This window comes from Streptomyces sp. NPDC007084, from assembly GCF_040703595.1.
Taxonomy (GTDB): domain Bacteria; phylum Actinomycetota; class Actinomycetes; order Streptomycetales; family Streptomycetaceae; genus Streptomyces.
In genome coordinates, this window is sequence record NZ_JBEYFY010000002.1 from 61,450 (window position 1) to 80,356 (window position 18,907).

General features: G+C 73.9%; 9 protein-coding genes. 3 read left to right on the forward strand and 6 right to left on the reverse strand.

Annotated elements, in window-relative coordinates:
- Nucleotide 1 precedes the first annotated feature (1 nt).
- The 6 genes from AB0912_RS02215 to AB0912_RS02240 all read right to left on the reverse strand — a co-directional run bounded on the left by AB0912_RS02215 (nt 2) and on the right by AB0912_RS02240 (nt 13,669).
- On the reverse strand, nt 2–2,161 hold the full coding sequence (locus AB0912_RS02215) for a bifunctional glycosyltransferase family 2 protein/CDP-glycerol:glycerophosphate glycerophosphotransferase (protein WP_366695821.1): 2,160 nt from the start codon (nt 2,159–2,161) through the stop codon (nt 2–4).
- A gap of 123 nt (nt 2,162–2,284) precedes the next feature.
- Nucleotides 2,285–4,876: a bifunctional glycosyltransferase family 2 protein/CDP-glycerol:glycerophosphate glycerophosphotransferase gene (locus tag AB0912_RS02220; protein WP_366695823.1), complete on the reverse strand. Its 2,592-nt coding sequence runs from the start codon at nt 4,874–4,876 to the stop codon at nt 2,285–2,287.
- A 152-nt stretch (nt 4,877–5,028) separates the two neighbouring features.
- On the reverse strand, nt 5,029–5,940 hold the full coding sequence (locus tag AB0912_RS02225) for a carbohydrate ABC transporter permease (RefSeq protein ID WP_366695825.1): 912 nt from the start codon (nt 5,938–5,940) through the stop codon (nt 5,029–5,031).
- Nucleotides 5,937–7,277 (reverse strand): sugar ABC transporter permease, encoded by a 1,341-nt coding sequence (locus tag AB0912_RS02230; protein WP_366695827.1) that lies wholly within the window; start codon nt 7,275–7,277, stop codon nt 5,937–5,939. Before AB0912_RS02230 ends, AB0912_RS02225 begins: the two co-directional genes overlap by 4 nt.
- Nucleotides 7,278–7,284: 7 nt before the next feature.
- On the reverse strand, nt 7,285–8,697 hold the full coding sequence (locus AB0912_RS02235) for an ABC transporter substrate-binding protein (RefSeq protein WP_366695829.1): 1,413 nt from the start codon (nt 8,695–8,697) through the stop codon (nt 7,285–7,287).
- A gap of 790 nt (nt 8,698–9,487) precedes the next feature.
- Entirely contained in the window at nt 9,488–13,669 is a 4,182-nt protein-coding gene (locus tag AB0912_RS02240; RefSeq protein ID WP_366695831.1) for an FHA domain-containing protein, read from the reverse strand.
- A 573-nt stretch (nt 13,670–14,242) separates the two neighbouring features.
- Here AB0912_RS02240 and AB0912_RS02245 point away from each other — a divergent pair.
- The 3 genes from AB0912_RS02245 to prfB all read left to right on the forward strand — a co-directional run bounded on the left by AB0912_RS02245 (nt 14,243) and on the right by prfB (nt 18,617).
- A complete protein-coding gene (locus AB0912_RS02245; RefSeq protein ID WP_366695833.1) occupies nt 14,243–15,928 on the forward strand; it encodes a serine/threonine-protein kinase in 1,686 nt (561 codons plus the stop codon).
- Nucleotides 15,929–16,033: 105 nt separating this feature from the next.
- On the forward strand, nt 16,034–17,287 hold the full coding sequence (locus AB0912_RS02250; protein WP_366695835.1) for a serine/threonine-protein kinase: 1,254 nt from the start codon (nt 16,034–16,036) through the stop codon (nt 17,285–17,287).
- 223 nt (nt 17,288–17,510) lie between these two features.
- Nucleotides 17,511–18,617, forward strand: a complete 1,107-nt coding sequence (gene prfB / locus AB0912_RS02255) for a peptide chain release factor 2 (protein WP_366695837.1) — start codon at nt 17,511–17,513, stop codon at nt 18,615–18,617.
- Nucleotides 18,618–18,907: the final 290 nt, after the last annotated feature.

The window sequence follows — 18,907 nt, forward strand, 5'->3', positions numbered from 1 at the left end:
GTCAGCTCCTTACGAGGGTGGACGCGGCGGGAGCCGGGACGCGTTCGGCGAGCGGCAGGACGGGCGGGATCGCCTCCGGGGGTTCGCCGAGCAGCACCCGGCGGACCACCCGCTCGGCGGCCCTGCCGTCGTCGAACTGGCAGAACCGCTCGCGGAACCGGGCCCGCAGCGCCGCCGCCTCGGAGTCGGCGTACGAGCCGTCGGTGAAGAGGGCGGCCAGCTCGCCCGGGGTGCGCGCGACCCGGCCCGGCGGCTGCTCCAGCAGGTCGAAGTAGACGCCCCGGGTCTCCCGGTAGACCTCCCAGTCGTCGGCGTACACCACGACCGGGCGGTCCAGGTTGGCGTAGTCGAACATGATCGAGGAGTAGTCCGTGATCAGCGCGTCGGCGGCCAGGCAGACGTCCTCGGAGGAGCGGTGCCCGGTCACGTCGATGATCCGCCCGGAGCCGCGCCCGCTGCCCTCGTCGTAGAAGTAGTGGGCGCGCAGCAGCACCACGAACTGCTCGCCGACCGCCTCGCAGAAGGCCTCCAGGTCGAGCCGGGACTCGAAGCCGGTGCTGTAGTCGCGGTGGGTGGGTGCGTACAGCAGGGCGGTGCGGCCCTCGGGCACCCCGAGCCGCCGGCGGGCCCGGGCCACGTCCTCGGCGGTCGCCGTGCAGTACACGTCGTTGCGCGGATAGCCGTACTCCAGGGCCTCGTAGCCACCGGGGAAAGCCCGCTCCCACATCTGGGTGGAGTGCCGGTTGGAGGAGAGGTTGTAGTCCCAGCGGTCCACCCGGGCCAGCAGTTTGGTGAAGCTGCCCGTCGCGGCGGCCACCACCGGATACGTCGACTGGTCCACGCCCATCTTCTTCAGCGGGGTGCCGTGCTGCGTCTGGACGTGCACGCTGCCGGGCCGCTTGACCACGGCGTCCGCGAAGTTGGCGTTGTTGATCAGGTACTTGGCGCGGGCGAGGACCTCCCAGGCGCGCCGGGTGCCGATCACCGCGTGCTCGACGCCCTCCGGCACGGCGGCCACCGCGTCCGGCTCGACCAGGAACACCGAGCGGATGTGCGGGGCGAGTTCGCGGGCCTTGGCGTGGATCGCGGCCGGGTTGCAGGCGTAGCCGCGCCCCCAGTACGCGCAGTACACGGCGAGGTTCTCGTCCAGCGGGCGGCGCAACTGGGCGGCGTAGAAGAGCCGGGTGCGCAGCAGGCGCGGGCGCGGCACCCGCCGCAGGGCCCCGGCCGCCGCCCGGTTGGCGCCGCGCAGAGCGCGGAACGCGCCGTAGGCCCCGGTCGCGAGCAGCCGGTGCTGTACGCCCAGGCTGCCGCCGGGCGGCCGGAAACCGGCCGGGCGGTGGCGGCGGTAGAGGCGGCCCGCCCGGCGGAAGAAGGCCCGGCGGTGGCGGGCCGGCACCCGTGCGGGCTGCGCCGCCGTCTTCAGGACCAGCGCGAACAGCGCCCCGAACAGGGCCTTCGACGGGGCTGCCGGCAAAGGCCGTTCGCCCGCCGCGGTGAGGACCCGCTCGACCTGGTCGAGGAGTTCGAGGTGGTGCTCGCCCGGCACGTTGAGCCGGCTGCCCTGGCGGCGCAGCCGGTGCCGTACGCAGACCGTGCGCAGCACCGCCGTCCGCCCGGCGGCCACCGCCACCAGACCGCCCCAGCCCACGTCGGTGAAATGACCCTCGGGAAAGGCGAGTTGGCGGTCGAGGAGGAAGCCGCGCCGGTAGGCCGCGCTCCACGCCGGGACGTGCACACCGAGGATCTCGGGGGACTTGTCGAGCGGCGGAGTGCTCGGCTCGCCCTCCCACCAGTGGACCCGCTGGTGCCCGAAGTAGAGGACGTCCACCCCCTCCGGCAGCGCCGCGTCCAGCGCGCCGAGCGCACCCGGCGCCAGCTCGTCGTCCCCGTCCAGGAAGAGCACGTACGTGCCGGTCGCCGCCGCGAGCCCGGTGTTGCGGGCCCCGCTCAGCCCGCCCGAGGGCGGCGAGTGGACCGGCGCCACCCGGGAGTCGCGGGCCGCGTACCCGGCGGCGACCGCCGCGGCGGGCGAGCCCGGGCCGTCGCAGACCGGGATCAGCTCGACGTCGCCGAAGGACTGGGCGAGCACCGAGTCCAGTGCGTGGGACAGTCGCCCGGCGACTCCGAAGGTGGGCACGATGACGCTGAAGCGGGGCATGCTGCTCTTTCTCTCAAGGGGCACCGGACGGGGATGTCAGCGCCCGGGGCGCCCGGTCGGCCGCCAGGTGGTGGGCCGGGTGGGCGTGGGCCGCGACGGGCTGGAGGGCACACGGACTCCGGTTCAGTGCTGCTCGGTCAGGGGGACGGCACCGCCCGGCGCCGGGACGGTCGCGAGCGGTCCGGCGGGAGCACCCTCGGCGAGGGCCGGGGAAGGGGCCGGGGCCGGGGCCGGGCTCGGGGCCGAGACCGGGGACGGGGATGAGACCGAGGCGAGCTGCGAGGCCGGGGTCGAGACCGGGGACGGGGGTGAGACCGGGGCCAGGTGCGAGGCGGGGGCCGAGACCGGGGACGGGGGTGAGACGGGGACCAGGTGCGAGGCCGGGGCCGAGACCGGGGACGGGGATGAGACCGAGGCGAGGTGCGAGGCCGGGGCCGAGACTGGCGGGGACGGGGCCGGGGATGCGGCCGGGGACGGGGCTGTGGCGGTGGCTCGGGAGGCCGCCGCGCGGGGAGCGGTGGCGGCGGCCGAGGGGACCGGATGCCGCTCGGCGGACGGGATGAACGGCGGCAGCCCGGCGCTCTCCCCGAGCACCACCCGCCGCACCACCCGCTCGGCGGCGCGCCCGTCGTCGTACGGGCAGAACCGCTCGCGGAACGCGGCCCGCAGTTGCGCGGAGCGCGAGCCCCGCCAGTGGCCGGACGCGAAGATGTCGATCAGCTCGTCCTCACTGCGGGCGACCGCGCCCGGCGGGAAGGCGCGCACGTCGAAATAGGTGCCGCGGGCCGCCTCGTAGGCCGCCCAGTCGTCGGTGTGCACGACGATCGGTCGGTCCAGGCCCGCGTAGTCGAACATCAGCGACGAGTAGTCGGTGACCAGCGCGTCCGAGGCGAGGCACAGCGACTCCACGCTCGAATGGTCCGACACGTCGATGATCCGCCCGCCCGCCGCCTCGGCGAGCGGTTCCGCGTAGCGGTGGTGGGCGCGGGTGAGGATCACGAACCCCGGGCCCAACTGGCGCAGCACCCGCTCCAGGTCCAGGGTGCGGCGCTGGCCGGCGCGGTAGTCGCGGTACGTCGGCGCGTACAGCACCGCGACCGCCCCCTCGGGGATGCCGAGCGCGCCGCGCAGCCGCGCCACGTCCGCCGAAGTCGCCCGCTGGAACACGTCGTTGCGCGGCATCCCGTACTCCAGCGTCGTGTACGAGGAGGGGAAGGCGCGCTCCCACACCAGCGTGGAGTGGCGGTTGGCGGACAGGCAGTAGTCCCAGCTGTCGGCGCCGCGCAGCAGCTCGGCGAAGTCGGTGCCGCCCGCGGCGGCCGGCCGGTCCCGGAGGTCGAGCCCCATGTGCTTGAGCGGCGTGCCGTGGTGCGTCTGGATCACCACCTGGCCCGGCCGCTTCACCATGCGCCGGTCGAAGTCCACGTTGTTCACCAGGTACTTGGAGCGGGCGAGCGCCGTCCAGTACCCGGCGCTCCCCGGGCGCAGCCGGCCGGTGGGCGCCGGGATGGTGTGCTGGTGTTCGCGGTGCGCGATCCACGCGGTGCGCACCTGCGGCGCGAACGCGCGGAACGCCGACTCCAGCGCGCCCGGATTGCAGCCGTGCCCCCGGCCCCCGTGACTGGAGAACACGGCACGGTCGGCGCGCAGGGGCAGCCGGAGCTGCACCCGGTAGTGCAGGCGCAGCGCGGTGGCCCGCACCGAGCGGCGCAGCGCGCGGACCGTCCGTACGGTCCGCTTCCGGGTCCGCGACAGGAACGACAGCAGCCGGTACGTGCGATGGGCGCCGAACCCGACCAGGGCGTGCCGCAGCCGGAGTCGCGGACCGGCGGGGGAGCCGGGCACGCGGTAACGCCGGTAGTGCGAACGGGCCTTGCGGAGGAACTCGGCGCGCGCCCCGCGCGGCAGCCGGTCCGGCCGCACGAACACCGTGGCGAGATGGTCGACCATGCGCCCGAACAGCAGCGGACGCCACCGCTCCAGCTCGGGACGCGCGGCGAGATACGCGAACACCCGGTCGTACTGCTCGAAGACGTCGAAGTGCTTGCGGCTGCTGGTGCCGAGGATGTTGCCGTGCCGGCGCTGGCGGTAGTGCACGCACACCCGGTCGAGGGTGGCGATCGTCTCGGCGGACATCATCGCCGGATAGGTCCACGGCGTGTCCTCGTAGTACCCGGGCGGGAAGGCGAGGCCCGCGCGCTCCACGAACTCCCGGCGGTACGCCTTGTTCCAGACCACCATCAGCAGCCGCAGCAGTCCGGGCCGCTCGGTGAGCGGGAAGGGCGCCGGGCCCTCCTCGGCCAGCTCCGCCGCGAGCCGGTTGCGCCTCACCTCGCCCGACCAGTAGGTGCGCGCGTAGTCGTAGACCAGCACGTCCGGTTCGGAGGTCTCCTTCAGCCGGTCCGCGATGGCGAGCAGGGCGTCCGGGGTGAGGCTGTCGTCGCCGTCCAGGAAGATCAGGTAGTCGCCGGTGGCGCGTTCGAGACCGGCGTTGCGGGCCCGGCCGAGGCCCACGTTCTGGGGCAGGTGGACGGGCACCACACGGGCGTCACGGGCCGCGAACTCGTCGATGATCGCCCCGCACGCGTCGGGCGAACGGTCGTCCACCACGATGAGTTCGAGATCCGGACACGACTGTTCGAGCACCGACTCCAGGCACTCGTGCAGGTACGCCTGAACCTTGTACGCGGGGACGATGACACTGAACCGGGGCACGGGGACATCCATGGGTCGGCGCGGGCATACCTGCCCGGGAACGGCCGAAGGGGTGACTTGGTTACGCCAGATGTGGCATACGGGGGACGCCCGGTGAACGCCGAGGGGCGGGCCGGTGACCGGCCCGCCCCTCAAACACCGCTGAAACGAACTTATTTGACCGCGCCGGCCATCACACCCGACACGAACTGCCGCTGGAACGCGAAGAAAACGGCCAGCGGGATGACCATCGAGATGAAGGCGCCCGGCGCCAGCACGTCGATGTTGTTGCCGAACTGGCGTACCTGCGTCTGGAGCGCGACCGTGATGGGCTGGCTGCCCGAGTCGGAGAACACCAGGGCGACCAGCATGTCGTTCCACACCCACAGGAACTGGAAGATCCCCAGCGAGGCGATCGCCGGCCCGCCGAGCGGCATCACCACCCGGGCGAACAGCCGCAGTTCGCCCGCGCCGTCCAGCCGGGCCGCCTCCAGCAGCTCCCGGGGGATCTCCGCGAAGAAGTTCCGCAGCAGGAACACCGCGAACGGCAGCCCGTAGCCGACGTGGAAGAGGACCACGCCGATGATCGAGCCGAAGATGCCGATCTGCCCGAAGAGTTCGGCGATCGGGATCAGCGCCACCTGCACCGGCACCACCAGCAGACCGACCACGCCGAGGAACCACCAGTCGCGGCCGGGGAACTCCATCCACGCGAAGGCGTAGCCCGCCAGCGAGCCGATCACCACCACGAGCAGCGTCGCCGGCACCGTGATCAGCACCGTGTTCAGCAGCGAGTTGGTGATGTCGCTGTTCTCCAGGAGCTTCTGGTAGCTGTCCACGGTGAGCTGCGAGGGCGCGCTGAACACCTTCCACCAGCCGCTCGCGCTCATGTCCTCCGGCTTGCGCAGCGAGGACAGCAGCAGCCCGAGCGTGGGCACCAGCCAGAACAGGCCCACCAGCAGCAGGAACACCCGCAGGACACCGCTGCTGACGGCGCTCGCGATCCGTGAACCGAGCGACCGGCGGGCCGCGTTCACCGCCGGCGCCGGTGCCGTCTTCGTCAGATCCCCGGCATGGGCCGTCATCGCCGCACCTCCCGCCTGAGCCTGCGCACATTGAAGAGCATCACCGGGATCACCAGCAGCAGCAGGAACACCGCGATGGCGCTCGCGATGCCCGGCTGGTCCTCCGCGAAGCCCTTGCGGTACAGCTCGAGCGCCAGCACGTTGGCATCGTCCTGCGAGGAGCCCGGCGCGATGATGAAGACCAGGTCGAACACCTTCAGCACGTTGATCATCAAGGTCACCGCGACCACCGCGAGCACCGGCGCCAGCAGCGGCACCGTGACCCGGCGGAACACCTGCCACTCGTTCGCCCCGTCCACCCGGGCCGCCTCCAGGAGTTCCCGCGGCATGCCCGCGAGCCCCGCCGCGATCAGCACCATCGCGAAGCCCGCCCACATCCAGATGTACGAGCCGATGATCGCGGGCGTGACCAGCGACGGGCCGAGCCAGTCGAGGCCGTTGTACGGCTCCTTGAAGTTGCTCGCCGGCAGCCGCAGCAGCGCCCCGTCCGCCTTGCCCGACAGCGTGAACGTGCCGTCGTCGCGGACCGTCGTCGAGTCGACGACCTTGCCGTCCTTGACCGCCTCGACCCGCATCCCCGAGTAGCCCAGCTCACCCGCGTCGACCTGGCCGAGCCGGCCCACGCCCTTGCCGCGGGTGAAGTCCTGCCAGGCCGTGCCGGTGACCTTGCCGGGGTCCGCGCTCGCCCGCGCCGCCTTCCCGGCGCTGTCCGGCATCTGCTCCGGGGCGACGCCCACCAGCGGCAGCGCGACCGGCTGCCCGGCCCGCACGGCGTCCCGGGTGACGAACCCGCCCTTCTCCGCCTCCAGCGGCGACTGCCGGCCGGGGTGCGCCTTCGGGAACGCCGAGGACGAGACGAAGGTGTCGTGCACACCCACCCACACCGCGTTCGCGACGCCCTTGTCCGGGTCCTGGTCGTACACCAGCCGGAAGATGATGCCGGAGGCGAGCATCGAGATCGCCATCGGCATGAAGACGACCAGCTTGAACGCCGTGCCCCAGCGCACCCGTTCGGTGAGCACCGCGAAGATCAGGCCCAGCGCGGTCGCGACCGTCGGCGCGAACACCACCCAGATGATGTTGTTCTTCAGAGCAGTTCGGATGCCGTCGTCGCTGAACAGGGCCCGGTAGTTGTCGATCCCGGCGAATCCGTCGCCCGACTGGTCGTAGAAGCTGCGCACGACCGAATACCCGATCGGGTAGACCACGAGCGCGCCGAGCAGCACCAGGGCGGGCAGCAGGAACAGCGCCGCCACGGTTCTGCTGGTGCCGGTCACGCTCTTGCGCTTACGGGCCGGGGGCACCGGTGCGGCGCCCCCGGCCGTTGCCGACGTCATCGCCGGATCAGCCCTTGTAGGCCGCTGCGGCGTCGGCTTCCAGCTTCTTCTGCGCTCCCGCGACGTCCTTCGGGTTCTTCAGGAAGTCCTGGAGGTCCTTCCACTCGCCCTTGCCGGGGGTACCGCCGAAGGACTGCGGGGCCTGGTCGGACATGTCGAAGCGGAAGTCGTCGCCGGCCGCGATCAGCGCCTTGGCCATCTTCTGCTGGACCGCGTTCGGATAGGCCGACAGCGGCACGCTCTTGTTCGGCGACAGATAGCCGCCGAGCTTCGCCTGGATGGTCGCCGCGTCGGGCGAGGCCAGGAACGTGGCCAGCGCCTGCGCCCCCTTGGAGTCCTTCAGGATGACGGCCGCGTCACCACCGCTGACCACCGGCGGCTTGTCGCCGACCGCCGGGAACGGGAACACCTTCGCGTCCGTGCCGATCTTCGCCTTCGTCTCGGCGATGTTGACGGCCACGAAGTCGCCCTCGAAGACCATGCCCGCCTTCGGCTGGTCGCCGCCGGTGAACGTCTGCGTCACCGACGCCGGGAACTCCGTCTGCAGCGCGCCGTCCGGGCCGCCCGCGATGAGGTTCTTGTCGCCCCAGATCTGCGCGAGCGTGGTCAGCGCGTCCTTCACGGACGGGTCCGTCCACTTGATCTTGTGCTGGGCGAGCTGGTCGTACTTCTCCGGGCCCGCCTGGGAGAGGTAGATGTTCTCGAACCAGTCGGTGAGCGTCCAGCCGTCCGCGCCGCCGACCGAGACGGGGGTGACCCCGGAGTCGTAGACGGTCCGCGCGGTGCTGACGAAGTCCTTCCAGGTCTTGGGCTCCTTGGCGCCCGCGTTCTCGAAGACCTTCGCGTTGTACCAGACCAGCGACTTGTTGGCGGCCTTGTAGTAGACGCCGTACTGCTTGCCGTCCACCTTGCCGAGGTCCTGCCAGCCCTGGGCGTAGTTCTTCGCCAGCTCCGCCTGCGCCTCCGGCCCCACGGGCTTGGCCCACTTCTTGTCGACCGCCTGCTTGATGGCGCCGACCTGCGGGAGCATCGCGACGTCCGGCGGCGCGCCACCGGCTATCTTCGAGCCGAGGAAGTTGATGATCGGGTCCTGCGCCGGGACGAACGTGACCTTCGCGCCCGTGCGCTTCTCGAACTCCGCCAGCACCTTCTTGAAGTTGGCCTGTTCGGCGCCGGTCCACACGGCGGCGACTTCCAGGGTGGTGCCGTCGAGCTTGGGCAGGGTCACGGAGCCGGTGCCGCTGCTCGCGGTGCCCTTGCCGGTGTCGTCCTTCTTGTCGTCGTCGCCCCCGCCGCACGCGGTGAGCGTGAGCGCCCCCGCGACGAGGGCGGCGGCCGCGGCCTGTGCGGTCCTGCGTGAGCGGCGCGCGGTGTGAGCGGTGTGATCGGTCGACCTGTGTGTACGAAGAGTGCTGCGCATCAGTGCCCCGTTCTCCGTTCTGCGTTCCTCGTTGAACGTCCGAACAGACTGTCCCGTGCGCTCCGGTCTACGCCTCCTCGCTCCAGCCCGGCAAGAGCGCCGGTACTGTCAACTGGAAGATCGTAATTGGGTCGTGACGTGGGATGTGTGCGAGGGGGGCTTCAACGGGGGTTCGGGGGAGGGCAGTTGGGGCGGTTCGGCGTCCGGCGGAGGTGGGATGGGCCTCCACGCCGCGATGGCCTCCACGCCGGGTCGGCGCCTCGGCACGGGGTGGTTCGTACGCTGGTTGGTCCTGGCGCCGGTTGGCCATCACGCCGAGACGGCCCCAACCCGGTTGCGGGCCAACTTGGTTGGCCCTCGGCCCCGGTGAACCTTGTCCCGGGTGGGCCTCAACGCGGCCTGGCTCTCGCCCCGGTTGGGCCCTGCGCAGGGCGGGCCCTCGCCCTGGTTGGTCCCCGAGCCGGGGTGGCTCCAACCCGGCTGGGGCCTCCTCCCCCTGGGCGGCGGCCGACCTCGCGCCGGGGGCCGGGTGCCGGGTCGGTCTCAACGCCGGGTGGCGCTCACCCCGGTTTTTCCCCGGGGTTGTTGGCCTTCGCACCGGGCTGGTCCTCGCCTCGGGATGGCTCTCACGCCGGGTTGGCCCGTCGGCCCCGGGGTTGGTCCCGCCCCCGGTGTTGTTCCTCGCCCCGGGGTGGGCCCGGGGACTCCGGCCACGCTGGTCCCGGTCGCCCGCGCACGCGGGCCGGCTCCAGCGGGCCAGGGAGCGAAGCGCGACGGCATGCCGTCGCCTCTAGAGCAGGGACGGCACCTCTGTCGCGGAGACCGACCGCGCCGCGCGTTCCAGTGCGCTGGCCAGGAGGGCCAGGTCCGTCGGGCCGTTGCCCAGCTCGCGGACCGGGCGGCGGGTCGGCGGGTCGCCCATGCGGTGCCATTCCAGCGGGACGACCGTGGGGCGCAGCGTCGCCGTGCGGGGGATGCGACCGGTGACCCGGCCCCCCTGGAACGGGGTCTCCCGGCCGTCCGGACGCGCCAGCCGCCCCCGCCCGGGGGCAGGCTCGTCCGGTCCGGAGGCCGGCGCTTCGAGAGCGACCCGCAGCGCGGCGGAACGCGCCAGCTCCGACCCCGCCGTACGCCCGTCCGCCGCGGCTGCCGCCACGAGGTGCACGCCGAGCCGGTCACCCTCGCGGGCCACCGCCTCCAGCGCGCGGACGACCGAGCCGGCCGCCGGGCGCCCGGGGGAGCCCAGCGGCGGTGACAGCAGGGCGTCCAGGTCGTCCACGACCACGACCAGACGGGCCAGCGCGGGCCCCGGCTCGGCCTGTCGGCGGGCCGCCGCGGGCCGCAGCCGCAGTGTCGAGCTGGCCGGCGTGTCTATGTCCGCCGCCCCGGAGGACGGAGCCCCGCCCGACGCCGGGCCGGGCGCCCGCTGGGACACCAGCCTTCCGGACACCGCCCGCCCGGTGTGCCACTCGCCGAAGCCGAGCCGGCCGAGCAGCTCGGAACGCCGCTTCAGCTCGGCGCTCAGCGACTGTGCGAACTCCCGCATCCGCACGGGGTCGTTGGCCGTCAGGTGGGTGGTGACATGCGGCAGGTCGGTGCAGACCCGCAGCCCTTCACCGGTGTTCCCGGCGCCGTGTCCGCCCGTGCCGTCGCGGCCCTCCATCAGGACGATGCCGAGCCGGTCGGGCCGTTCGGCGGCGGCCAGGGACGCGGCGACCGAACGCAGCAGCTCCGTACGGCCGCTGCCCGGCGGTCCCTCGATCAGCAGGTGCGGGCCCTCGATGTGCAGGTCGACGGCGACCGGGCCGCGCGGACCGGCGCCGAGGACCGCCCGGGCGCGTCCGCCGAGCGCCTCCGTGTCGTCCGCCGCGTCCGCCCAACGGGCCATCAGGGACGCCGGGGTGGCCCGAGCGAGCCCCAACTCGTCCAGCAGGCGCGCCGCCTGGGGCAGCGGCGCGGACACGCGCGTGTGCCGGTCGCCGTGCGGCCCGTCCGTCCGCAGCGGGGCGAGCGCCCGCGCGAACCGCTCGGCCCACGCGAGCGAGACGGCGTCCACGGCGGCGACGGTGCCGTGCCCGACGGGACCCCGCGCCGGATGCGCCCCGGAACCGGGGGAGATGCGACCCGCCTGCGACGCGGGCGCACCGAAGGACGCCCCACTCGTTCCTTGCCCGGCGCCCGATCCGTGCCCGGCACTCGTTCCGCGTCCGGCGCCCGACGCCGGCCCGGCACTCGTTCCGTGCCCGGCCCCAGCTCCGTACCCGCCCCCCGATCCCCGCCCGGCCCCCGGATGCGGGATGCCCAGGTGCGTCGATCCGTCGTCCCGCGACCTGGCCGCCGACGGACCGCCGTACGCGGCGCCGGAACGCGGTGACGCCCCCGCCGACGGCCCCCCGTGCTCCACCCCGGGACGCGGCGAACCGCCGTACGCACCACTCCCGCCCCGCGAGGCCCCGCCCGGGGAACCAAGGGAACCCGGTGAACCCGGGGACGCCGGAGAGCCAAGGCCACCGGAACCCGGGGACCCGGGGAAGCCCGAGGAGTCCGGGAGAGCCGCGCCGGTCCCGCCGGCCGCCACCCGCAGCAGCCGCAGCGCCGTCGCCACATCCCCGCTGAGCAGGGCCACCGCCCCGCACGCCCGGAAGGCGGGCACGACCGCGCACGCCGCCTCGTACGTCTCCGTGACCGGGGACGCCGGCGACGCGGCCGGCGTCTCTGCGAGACACAGCACATGGATACCGGCCCGCGCACCCTCGTGGGCCAGGCGCAGCACGGCCTCCCGTACGTCCGCGCCCCCGGGGTCCCCGTCCACCACGACCACCGTGAACGGGCCCTCGAAGGCGCCCTCCGTACCCTGCACGGAACCGGAACCGGAACCTGAATCGGAACCAGTGCCGAAGCCGGGGCCGGTGCCGCCCGGGCCGTCGCTCGCGGCGCGGGCCCAGGCCGGCCGGTGTGCCGCACCGCGCGGACCGTCCTCGGCACCAGGACTCTCGGGGCGACCGCCCGCGTACCCCTCGGCCCTCCGGGCGCCCGGCACACCGGCACCCTCGCCGCCGGAGCGGAGACCCCGCCGGGGCCCGCCCTCCGTCTCCGCGAGGTGGTCCTCCAGCCGGCGCAGCAGCTCGTCGGTGCGCGCCGCCGCCTGTTCCCGGTCGTACGCGAGGAGGAGCCGGCAGTCCTGGCCGTGGGCCGGACGCAGATGGGGGAGCCAGCCGAGCCAGGACCACTCGGCGGTGCGCTCGGCCACCGGACGGGCGCGGTCCGCGCTGATGAGGACGATCTCCAGCGTGTCGGGCGAGTGCAGCGCGGCGAGCTGGGCGACGACCGCGCGGGCGAGTCCCGCGAGCCTCGGCCGCGGTCCCGCGAGGCCCAGCGAGCCGGCTTCGCGGAGCCCCGCGGTCACCGGCACCACGGGCAGCGGGCCCGAGCCGTCCGGGGCCGTCCGGTCCGCCGTGCCGAGCCGCACGGTCAGGGCCTCCGGGTGACCGGGGCCGCGCTCCCAGAGCCGGGGGCCCGGGCCGAGGGCGGTGAGCAGCAGCGTGGCCGGGTCGGGCCAGGTCTCGGGTGAGCGGTGCGCGGCGGCCGGCAGGTCCCGTACCGCGAACTCCGCGTCGTCGTACGTCTCGTGCGGGGGCTCCTCCGGGCCGCCGCGGCTGCCGGTCAGCCGCCGGGCCCAGGCGCCGAGGCCGCCCCGCCTGCGGAGTCCCGCCGGCACGTCGGTGCCCCGCATCGGCGTGCCCTTGCGGCCCGCCGGGAGCCCGGGTCCGGCGCCGAGGGCACCGTCCGGATACTCCTCGGACCATCCGTCGGCGGCTCCCGCGCGGCCACCGGTCCCGGCGTGACCGTCGTGGCCGCCGCCACCCCCCGGGCGGACCGCTCCATACGCGGACCCGCCGGAGCCGGAGGTAGTACCGAGGTCGGAGCCGGAGCCGGAGGCAAAGCCGGGGCCAGAGCCGGAGCCGGGGCCGGTCGTGGCGTCGCCGCGCGGTCCGTTCTCGATCCGGGGCGCCCCGCCCTGCTCCGGCACGACCGGCGGCACCGCCCGTCCGGGCCGGCGCTCCCCGTGGACCTGGCCGGGCGAGGCGGGCCACTCGGAGGTCCCGTAGGCGTGCTGCGTCTCGCCCACCGGGGGAAGCGAGCCGCCTTGCGGGAGCGAGGCGCTCTCCCCGCGCGCGTGCGGAACCGCCCCGTGCGGCTGCCGGCTCTCCGGGGAGGCGCCCGGCGCCGCCACGGACGAGGACGACGGGGCGCCACCCGGGAGGCCGGCCGCCGTCCCGTCGGGCGCCCCCACCGACACCCGTACATGGCCCTCGCCGTCCGGGGCCGTCGCCACCGTGCCCGGGCCGCCGGGCGGGGCCAGGCGCAGGGCGGACTCGCCGACGCGCAGCAGCGCGCCCTCGGGGAAGCGGACGGGACGGCTGCCCACGCGGGTGCCGTCCAGCGTCGTACCGTTCGTGGAACCCGTGTCGGCGACCGAGACGCGGCCTTCCGGGGACACCGTGACGGCGCAGTGCAGCCGGGAGACGTCCGGGTCGTCCAGGGGGATGTCCGCCGCGGCGGAGCGGCCCACGTCGATCCGGCCGCCGTGCAGCAGATGGACCCCGCCCGCGTCCGGCCCCGCGACCACGTGGAGCTGGGCCGAGACGTCGTCCAGCTCGGGACCCGGCTCGGCCGGCGCGCCGAGACCGAGCACCGCCCCGTCGGTCAGCGGCGGCTCGCCGAGGGTGCAGCGCTGGGCGTCGAGCCGCTCCGCCCCCGCGTACAGCACGATCTGGCCCCCGCCGGGCTCCCGCCCCCGCTCGCCCTGGGCCGTGCCCCCGCCGCCCCCGACCGCCGAGGCCAGCCCCGACGCGACCGCGGCCAGCGCCGTCCCGGCGGGCGCGGTCACCAGCACATCGCAGGCCGCGGCACGCCCCCGCGGCTCCGAGGGCGGGCCCAACGGGTCTACGACGGTCAGCCGGATCTGCATCGCCGTCAGGGGTCCCTTCCGCGCAGGTGTCCGCGCCGAGGACGAGGCTGTGCTGCGGTCCCCCACCGCAGAGTCCCCCCACCGCGCACGGGCACGTCGGCCAGTACTGGAGGCATCCTCGCACCTGCCACTGACAACACGCCCGCCCCCCACCCGTAAGTGATCTTGATTGGTCGGCTCTGCCCGTAAAAGTGCCTGACCGGTGCCCGCCGTGTGACCGCTTGAGATCGGTCACGCCCACCCGCGGCAACCAAGCGACCGGACCGAGCGTCTTTCCACCGAACATGCACGGGTCGCCGCCGGACACGCACACGTGACCGCGCCGAACACGCACACGTGACCGCGCGGAACACGCACACGTGACCGCGCGGAACACGCACACGTGACCGCGCGGACGCGCTTACGCGGACCACACGGCGCGCGGGGACCTATGGGCAAGCACACGACGACGACAGCCCGGGGTCCGGGAAGGCGGCACTACAGTGGTTCGGAAACCCGCGCCGCGGCGACGCCGGTGGACGGACCGGGCGACCAGGCAACGACCAGGCAAGCAAGCAGCAGGGAGCGCATGACGTGCGGCCGGTAGGGAGCAAGTACCTCCTTGAGGAGCCGCTGGGACGCGGCGCCACAGGCACGGTCTGGCGCGCCAGCCAGCGGGAGACCGCGGGCGCCGAGGCGGCCGTCGCGGGCCAGCCCGGCGAGACCGTGGCCATCAAGGTGCTGAAGGAGGAGCTGGCCAGTGACGCCGACATCGTCATGCGGTTCCTGCGCGAGCGGTCGGTGCTGCTGCGCCTGACCCACCCGAACATCGTGCGCGTACGCGACCTCGTCGTCGAAGGCGACCTGCTCGCCCTCGTCATGGACCTGGTCGACGGCCCCGACCTGCACCGCTACCTGCGCGAGAACGGCCCCTTCTCACCCGTCGCCGCCGCCCTGCTGACCGCCCAGGTCGCCGACGCGCTCGCCGCCAGCCACGCCGACGGCGTCGTGCACCGCGACCTGAAGCCCGCCAACGTCCTGCTCAAGCAGGACGCCGGCGGCATGCACCCGATGCTCACCGACTTCGGCATCGCCCGGCTCGCCGACTCGCCCGGCCTCACCCGCACCCACGAGTTCGTCGGCACGCCCGCCTACGTAGCCCCGGAGTCCGCCGAGGGCCGCCCCCAGACCTCCGCCGTCGACATCTACGGCGCGGGCATCCTGCTCTACGAGCTGGTCACCGGGCGCCCGCCGTTCTCCGGCGGCTCCGCCCTCGAAGTGCTGCACCAGCACCTCAGCGCCGAGCCGCGCCGCCCCTCCACCGTCCCGGACCCGCTGTGGACGGTCATAGAGCGCTGCCTGCGCAAGAACCCGGACGAACGGCCCAGCGCCGAGAACCTCGCCCGCGCCCTGCGCGCCGTCGCCGCGGGCGTCGGCGTGCACGCCACCCCCGCGCAGATCACCGCGGCGGAGGGCGTCGGCGCGCTGCTCGCGCCCGACCCGTCCCCGGCGACCGTCCCCGACATGCCCGGCGCCGCCGACCCCACGCAGGTGCTCCCGCACAACGCGGGCTCCTACGACCCCTACGCCGCCACCAGCGTCCTCCCGCACACCTCCGGCGACGCCGACCCCACCTCCGTACTGCCCAGCCGGGGCGCGGCCGACCCGACCGCCGTGCTGCCGCCCGTGCCGCAGAACCAGCCCGGCGGCCAGGGCGAGGACCCGCACCCCTGGCAGAACCAGCTCCGCGCGGCCCGCGACCGCAACGAACAGACGCAGGTCCAGTACCTCGACCCGAACGAGGACCCGCTGCGCCGCCGCCCCCAGCGCCAGGTGGCCCGCCCCCAGCAGCCCCCTCAGCGGCAGCGCCCGCAGCAGGGCCAGCAGCCGCCGCCCGGATACGGCTACCCCCAGCAGCAGCCGCAGCAGTACGCGCCGCGGCACCAGCAGCCGCAGCGCTATGCCCCCGCCCCCCAGCAGCAGCCCCAGCCGCAGCGCTACGCCGAGCCTCAGCGCCCCCAGCAGCCCGCCCCGCGCCCCGCGCGCGAGCCGAGGCAGCGCAGCTCCAACCCCATGAAGATCCCGGGGCTCGGCTGCCTGAAGGGCTGCCTGTTCACCCTCGTCATCCTCTTCGTGGCCGGCTGGCTGGTGTGGGAGTTCAGCCCGCTCCAGGACTGGATCGGCTCCACCAGGTCCTTCTGGGGCCAGCTCACGCACATGTACGACGAGGTCAGCGGCTGGGTCAAGGACCTCGGCAGCGGCAACGCCCCGAGCAGCTGACCCTGCGGATTTGTCGATATCTGACGGGTGATTTCCGCCTCGGGAGTGAAGGTTGGCTCCTCGGACGCGTACTTTTAGCGACAACACGCGTCTGTAGGAGCAGTCTTGGCACGCAAGATCGGCAGCCGGTACACCGCGAACCAGATCCTGGGGCGGGGGAGCGCCGGCACGGTGTGGCTGGGCGAGGGTCCCGAGGGTCCCGTCGCCATCAAGCTGCTGCGCGAGGATCTCGCGTCCGACCAGGAACTGGTGGGGCGTTTCGTGCAGGAGCGCACCGCCCTGCTCGGCCTCGACGATCCCCACGTGGTGGCGGTCCGTGACCTGGTCGTCGACGGCAACGACCTCGCCCTCGTCATGGACCTCGTGCGCGGCACCGACCTGCGCACCCGGCTCGACCGGGAACGCCGGCTCGCCCCCGAGGCCGCCGTCGCGATCGTCGCCGACGTCGCCGACGGGCTCGCCGCGGCCCACGCCGCGGGCGTCGTCCACCGCGACGTGAAGCCCGAGAACGTACTGCTCGACATGCAGGGCCCGCTCGGCCCCGGCGGCTCCCACCCGGCGCTGCTGACCGACTTCGGTGTGGCCAAGCTCATCGACTCCCCGCGCCGCACCCGGGCCACGAAGATCATCGGCACCCCGGACTACCTGGCCCCCGAGATCATCGAGGGCCTCCCGCCACGCGCCGCCGTCGACATCTACGCCCTCGCCACCGTGCTCTACGAGCTGCTCGCCGGGTTCACCCCCTTCGGCGGCGGCCACCCCGGCGCGGTCCTGCGCCGCCACGTCACCGAGACCGTCGTCCCGCTCCCCGGCATCCCCGACGAGCTGTGGCAGCTCATCGTCCAGTGCCTCGCCAAGGCGCCCGCCTCCCGGCTGCGCGCCTCCGAGCTGGGCGACCGGCTCCGCGAGCAGCTTCCCCTGCTGGCCGGGATGCCGCCGCTGGACGTGGACTCGCCGGACGCGGAGGCCGCCGACGCGGACGAGGAGCGGCAGGAGGGCGACGAGCGCGCCGAGCCGTCCGAGCCGGCCGCCGAGCGGGTCCGGCGCGGGGCCGTCCCGCTCGTCACCGGGGCCGCGCCCGACTCCAACCGGGACACGCACACCTCGATGCGGGTGCCCGCGCCCGACGAGCTGGCCGGCGGCGCCCGGGGCACCGCCCGCGCCCCCCGGGCCGCAGGCGCGCCCCGGCCCGGGTCCGCCCGGCACCGGGCCTCCGCCCGGCGGCGGCGGATCACGCTCGGGGCGGCGGCGGTCGCGCTGGTCGCCGCGGTGGGGGTCGGCACCTGGCTCGCCACCTCCGGCGACGACTCCGGCACCCCTCCCCAGGACACGAAGAACTCGGCCCCGTCCGCCCCGTGAACCCCGGGCCGGCGCCCTGACCAGGCGCTTTTCGCCCCTCCGCCCCTTCCCGTCCCCCTATCCGGGGGCTGCCGCCCCCAGGCCCCCGCTTCGGCCTGAGCGGCCTCGTCCTCCAACGCCGGACGGGCTGTTCCCCGGCCTCTCCGGCGTTTGAGGAGCGGGGTCCGGGACGGAGCCCCAGGTACGGCACGGCCCCGGTTGCCGTAGCCGTTACGCTGGAGGCGTGGCAGTCGTCGATGTATCCGAAGAGCTCAAGTCCCTCTCCTCGACCATGGAGTCGATCGAGGCCGTCCTGGACCTCGACAAGCTGAGGGCAGATGTCGCCGTGCTCGAGGAGCAGGCGGCCGCGCCGTCCCTGTGGGACGACCCGGACGAGGCGCAGAAGATCACCAGCAAGCTGAGCCACCTCCAGGCGGAGGTCAGGAAGGCCGAGGCGCTCCGCGGGCGCATCGACGATCTGAGCGTGCTCTTCGAGATGGCCGAGGAGGAGGACGACCCGGACACCCGCGCCGAGGCCGAGAGCGAGCTGGCGGCCGTCCGGAAGGCGCTGGACGAGATGGAGGTCCGCACCCTCCTGTCCGGCGAGTACGACTCCCGCGAGGCCGTCGTCACCATCCGCGCCGAGGCCGGCGGCGTCGACGCCTCCGACTTCGCCGAGAAGCTCCAGCGGATGTACCTGCGCTGGGCCGAGCGGCACGGCTACAAGACGGAGCTGTACGAGACCTCGTACGCGGAGGAGGCGGGCATCAAGTCCACCACCTTCGCCGTCCACGTCCCGTACGCCTACGGCACCCTCTCCGTGGAGCAGGGCACCCACCGTCTCGTGCGCATCTCCCCCTTCGACAACCAGGGGCGCCGCCAGACCTCCTTCGCCGGTGTCGAGATCCTGCCGGTCGTCGAGCAGACCGACCACATCGAGATCGACGAGTCCGAGCTGCGCATCGACGTGTACCGCTCGTCGGGACCGGGCGGCCAGGGCGTCAACACCACGGACTCCGCGGTGCGCCTGACCCACCTGCCCACCGGCATCGTCGTCTCCTGCCAGAACGAGCGCTCGCAGATCCAGAACAAGGCCTCGGCCATGAACGTGCTCCAGGCCAAGCTGCTGGAGCGGCGCCGCCAGGAGGAGCAGGCCAAGATGGACGCCCTCAAGGGCGACGGCGGCAACTCCTGGGGCAACCAGATGCGTTCGTACGTCCTGCACCCGTACCAGATGGTCAAGGACCTGCGCACCGAGTTCGAAGTCGGCAACCCCGAGGCCGTGTTCGGTGGCGAGATCGACGGCTTCCTGGAGGCCGGAATTCGCTGGCGCAAGCAGCAGGAGAAGTAACAGGAGAAGTAACAGGACAAGCAGCGGACGACGCGAGAGCGCGAACGGCCGCCCCCCGGAGGGGAGTTCCGCCCCCTGCGCGGACCGCTTTGTCGACAAGGCAACTGCCGCCCACTGGGCGGCAGTTGCCTTGTCGTTGCCTTTGCCGATGTCTTGCCGCGGCTTTGTTGTGGGGGCCCTCTGGGTTTTACGTCACAGTCAGATGTCCTCACGACCGGCAAAAGACGCCGTTCCGGACATCGCGTACGCAACGACCTTGACGTTGCTGTGAAAACTGGGAAGGGTGACGC

Excerpts from the sequence above, each read along its gene's own strand:
- AB0912_RS02215 (WP_366695821.1), bottom strand. The coding sequence starts at position 2,161 with ATGCCCCGCTTCAGCGTCATCGTGCCCACCTTCGGAGTCGCCGGGCGA.
- AB0912_RS02225 (WP_366695825.1), bottom strand. The coding sequence starts at position 5,940 with ATGACGGCCCATGCCGGGGATCTGACGAAGACGGCACCGGCGCCGGCG.
- AB0912_RS02230 (WP_366695827.1), bottom strand. The coding sequence starts at position 7,277 with ATGACGTCGGCAACGGCCGGGGGCGCCGCACCGGTGCCCCCGGCCCGT.
- AB0912_RS02235 (WP_366695829.1), bottom strand. The coding sequence starts at position 8,697 with ATGCGCAGCACTCTTCGTACACACAGGTCGACCGATCACACCGCTCAC.
- AB0912_RS02240 (WP_366695831.1), bottom strand. The coding sequence starts at position 13,669 with ATGCAGATCCGGCTGACCGTCGTAGACCCGTTGGGCCCGCCCTCGGAG.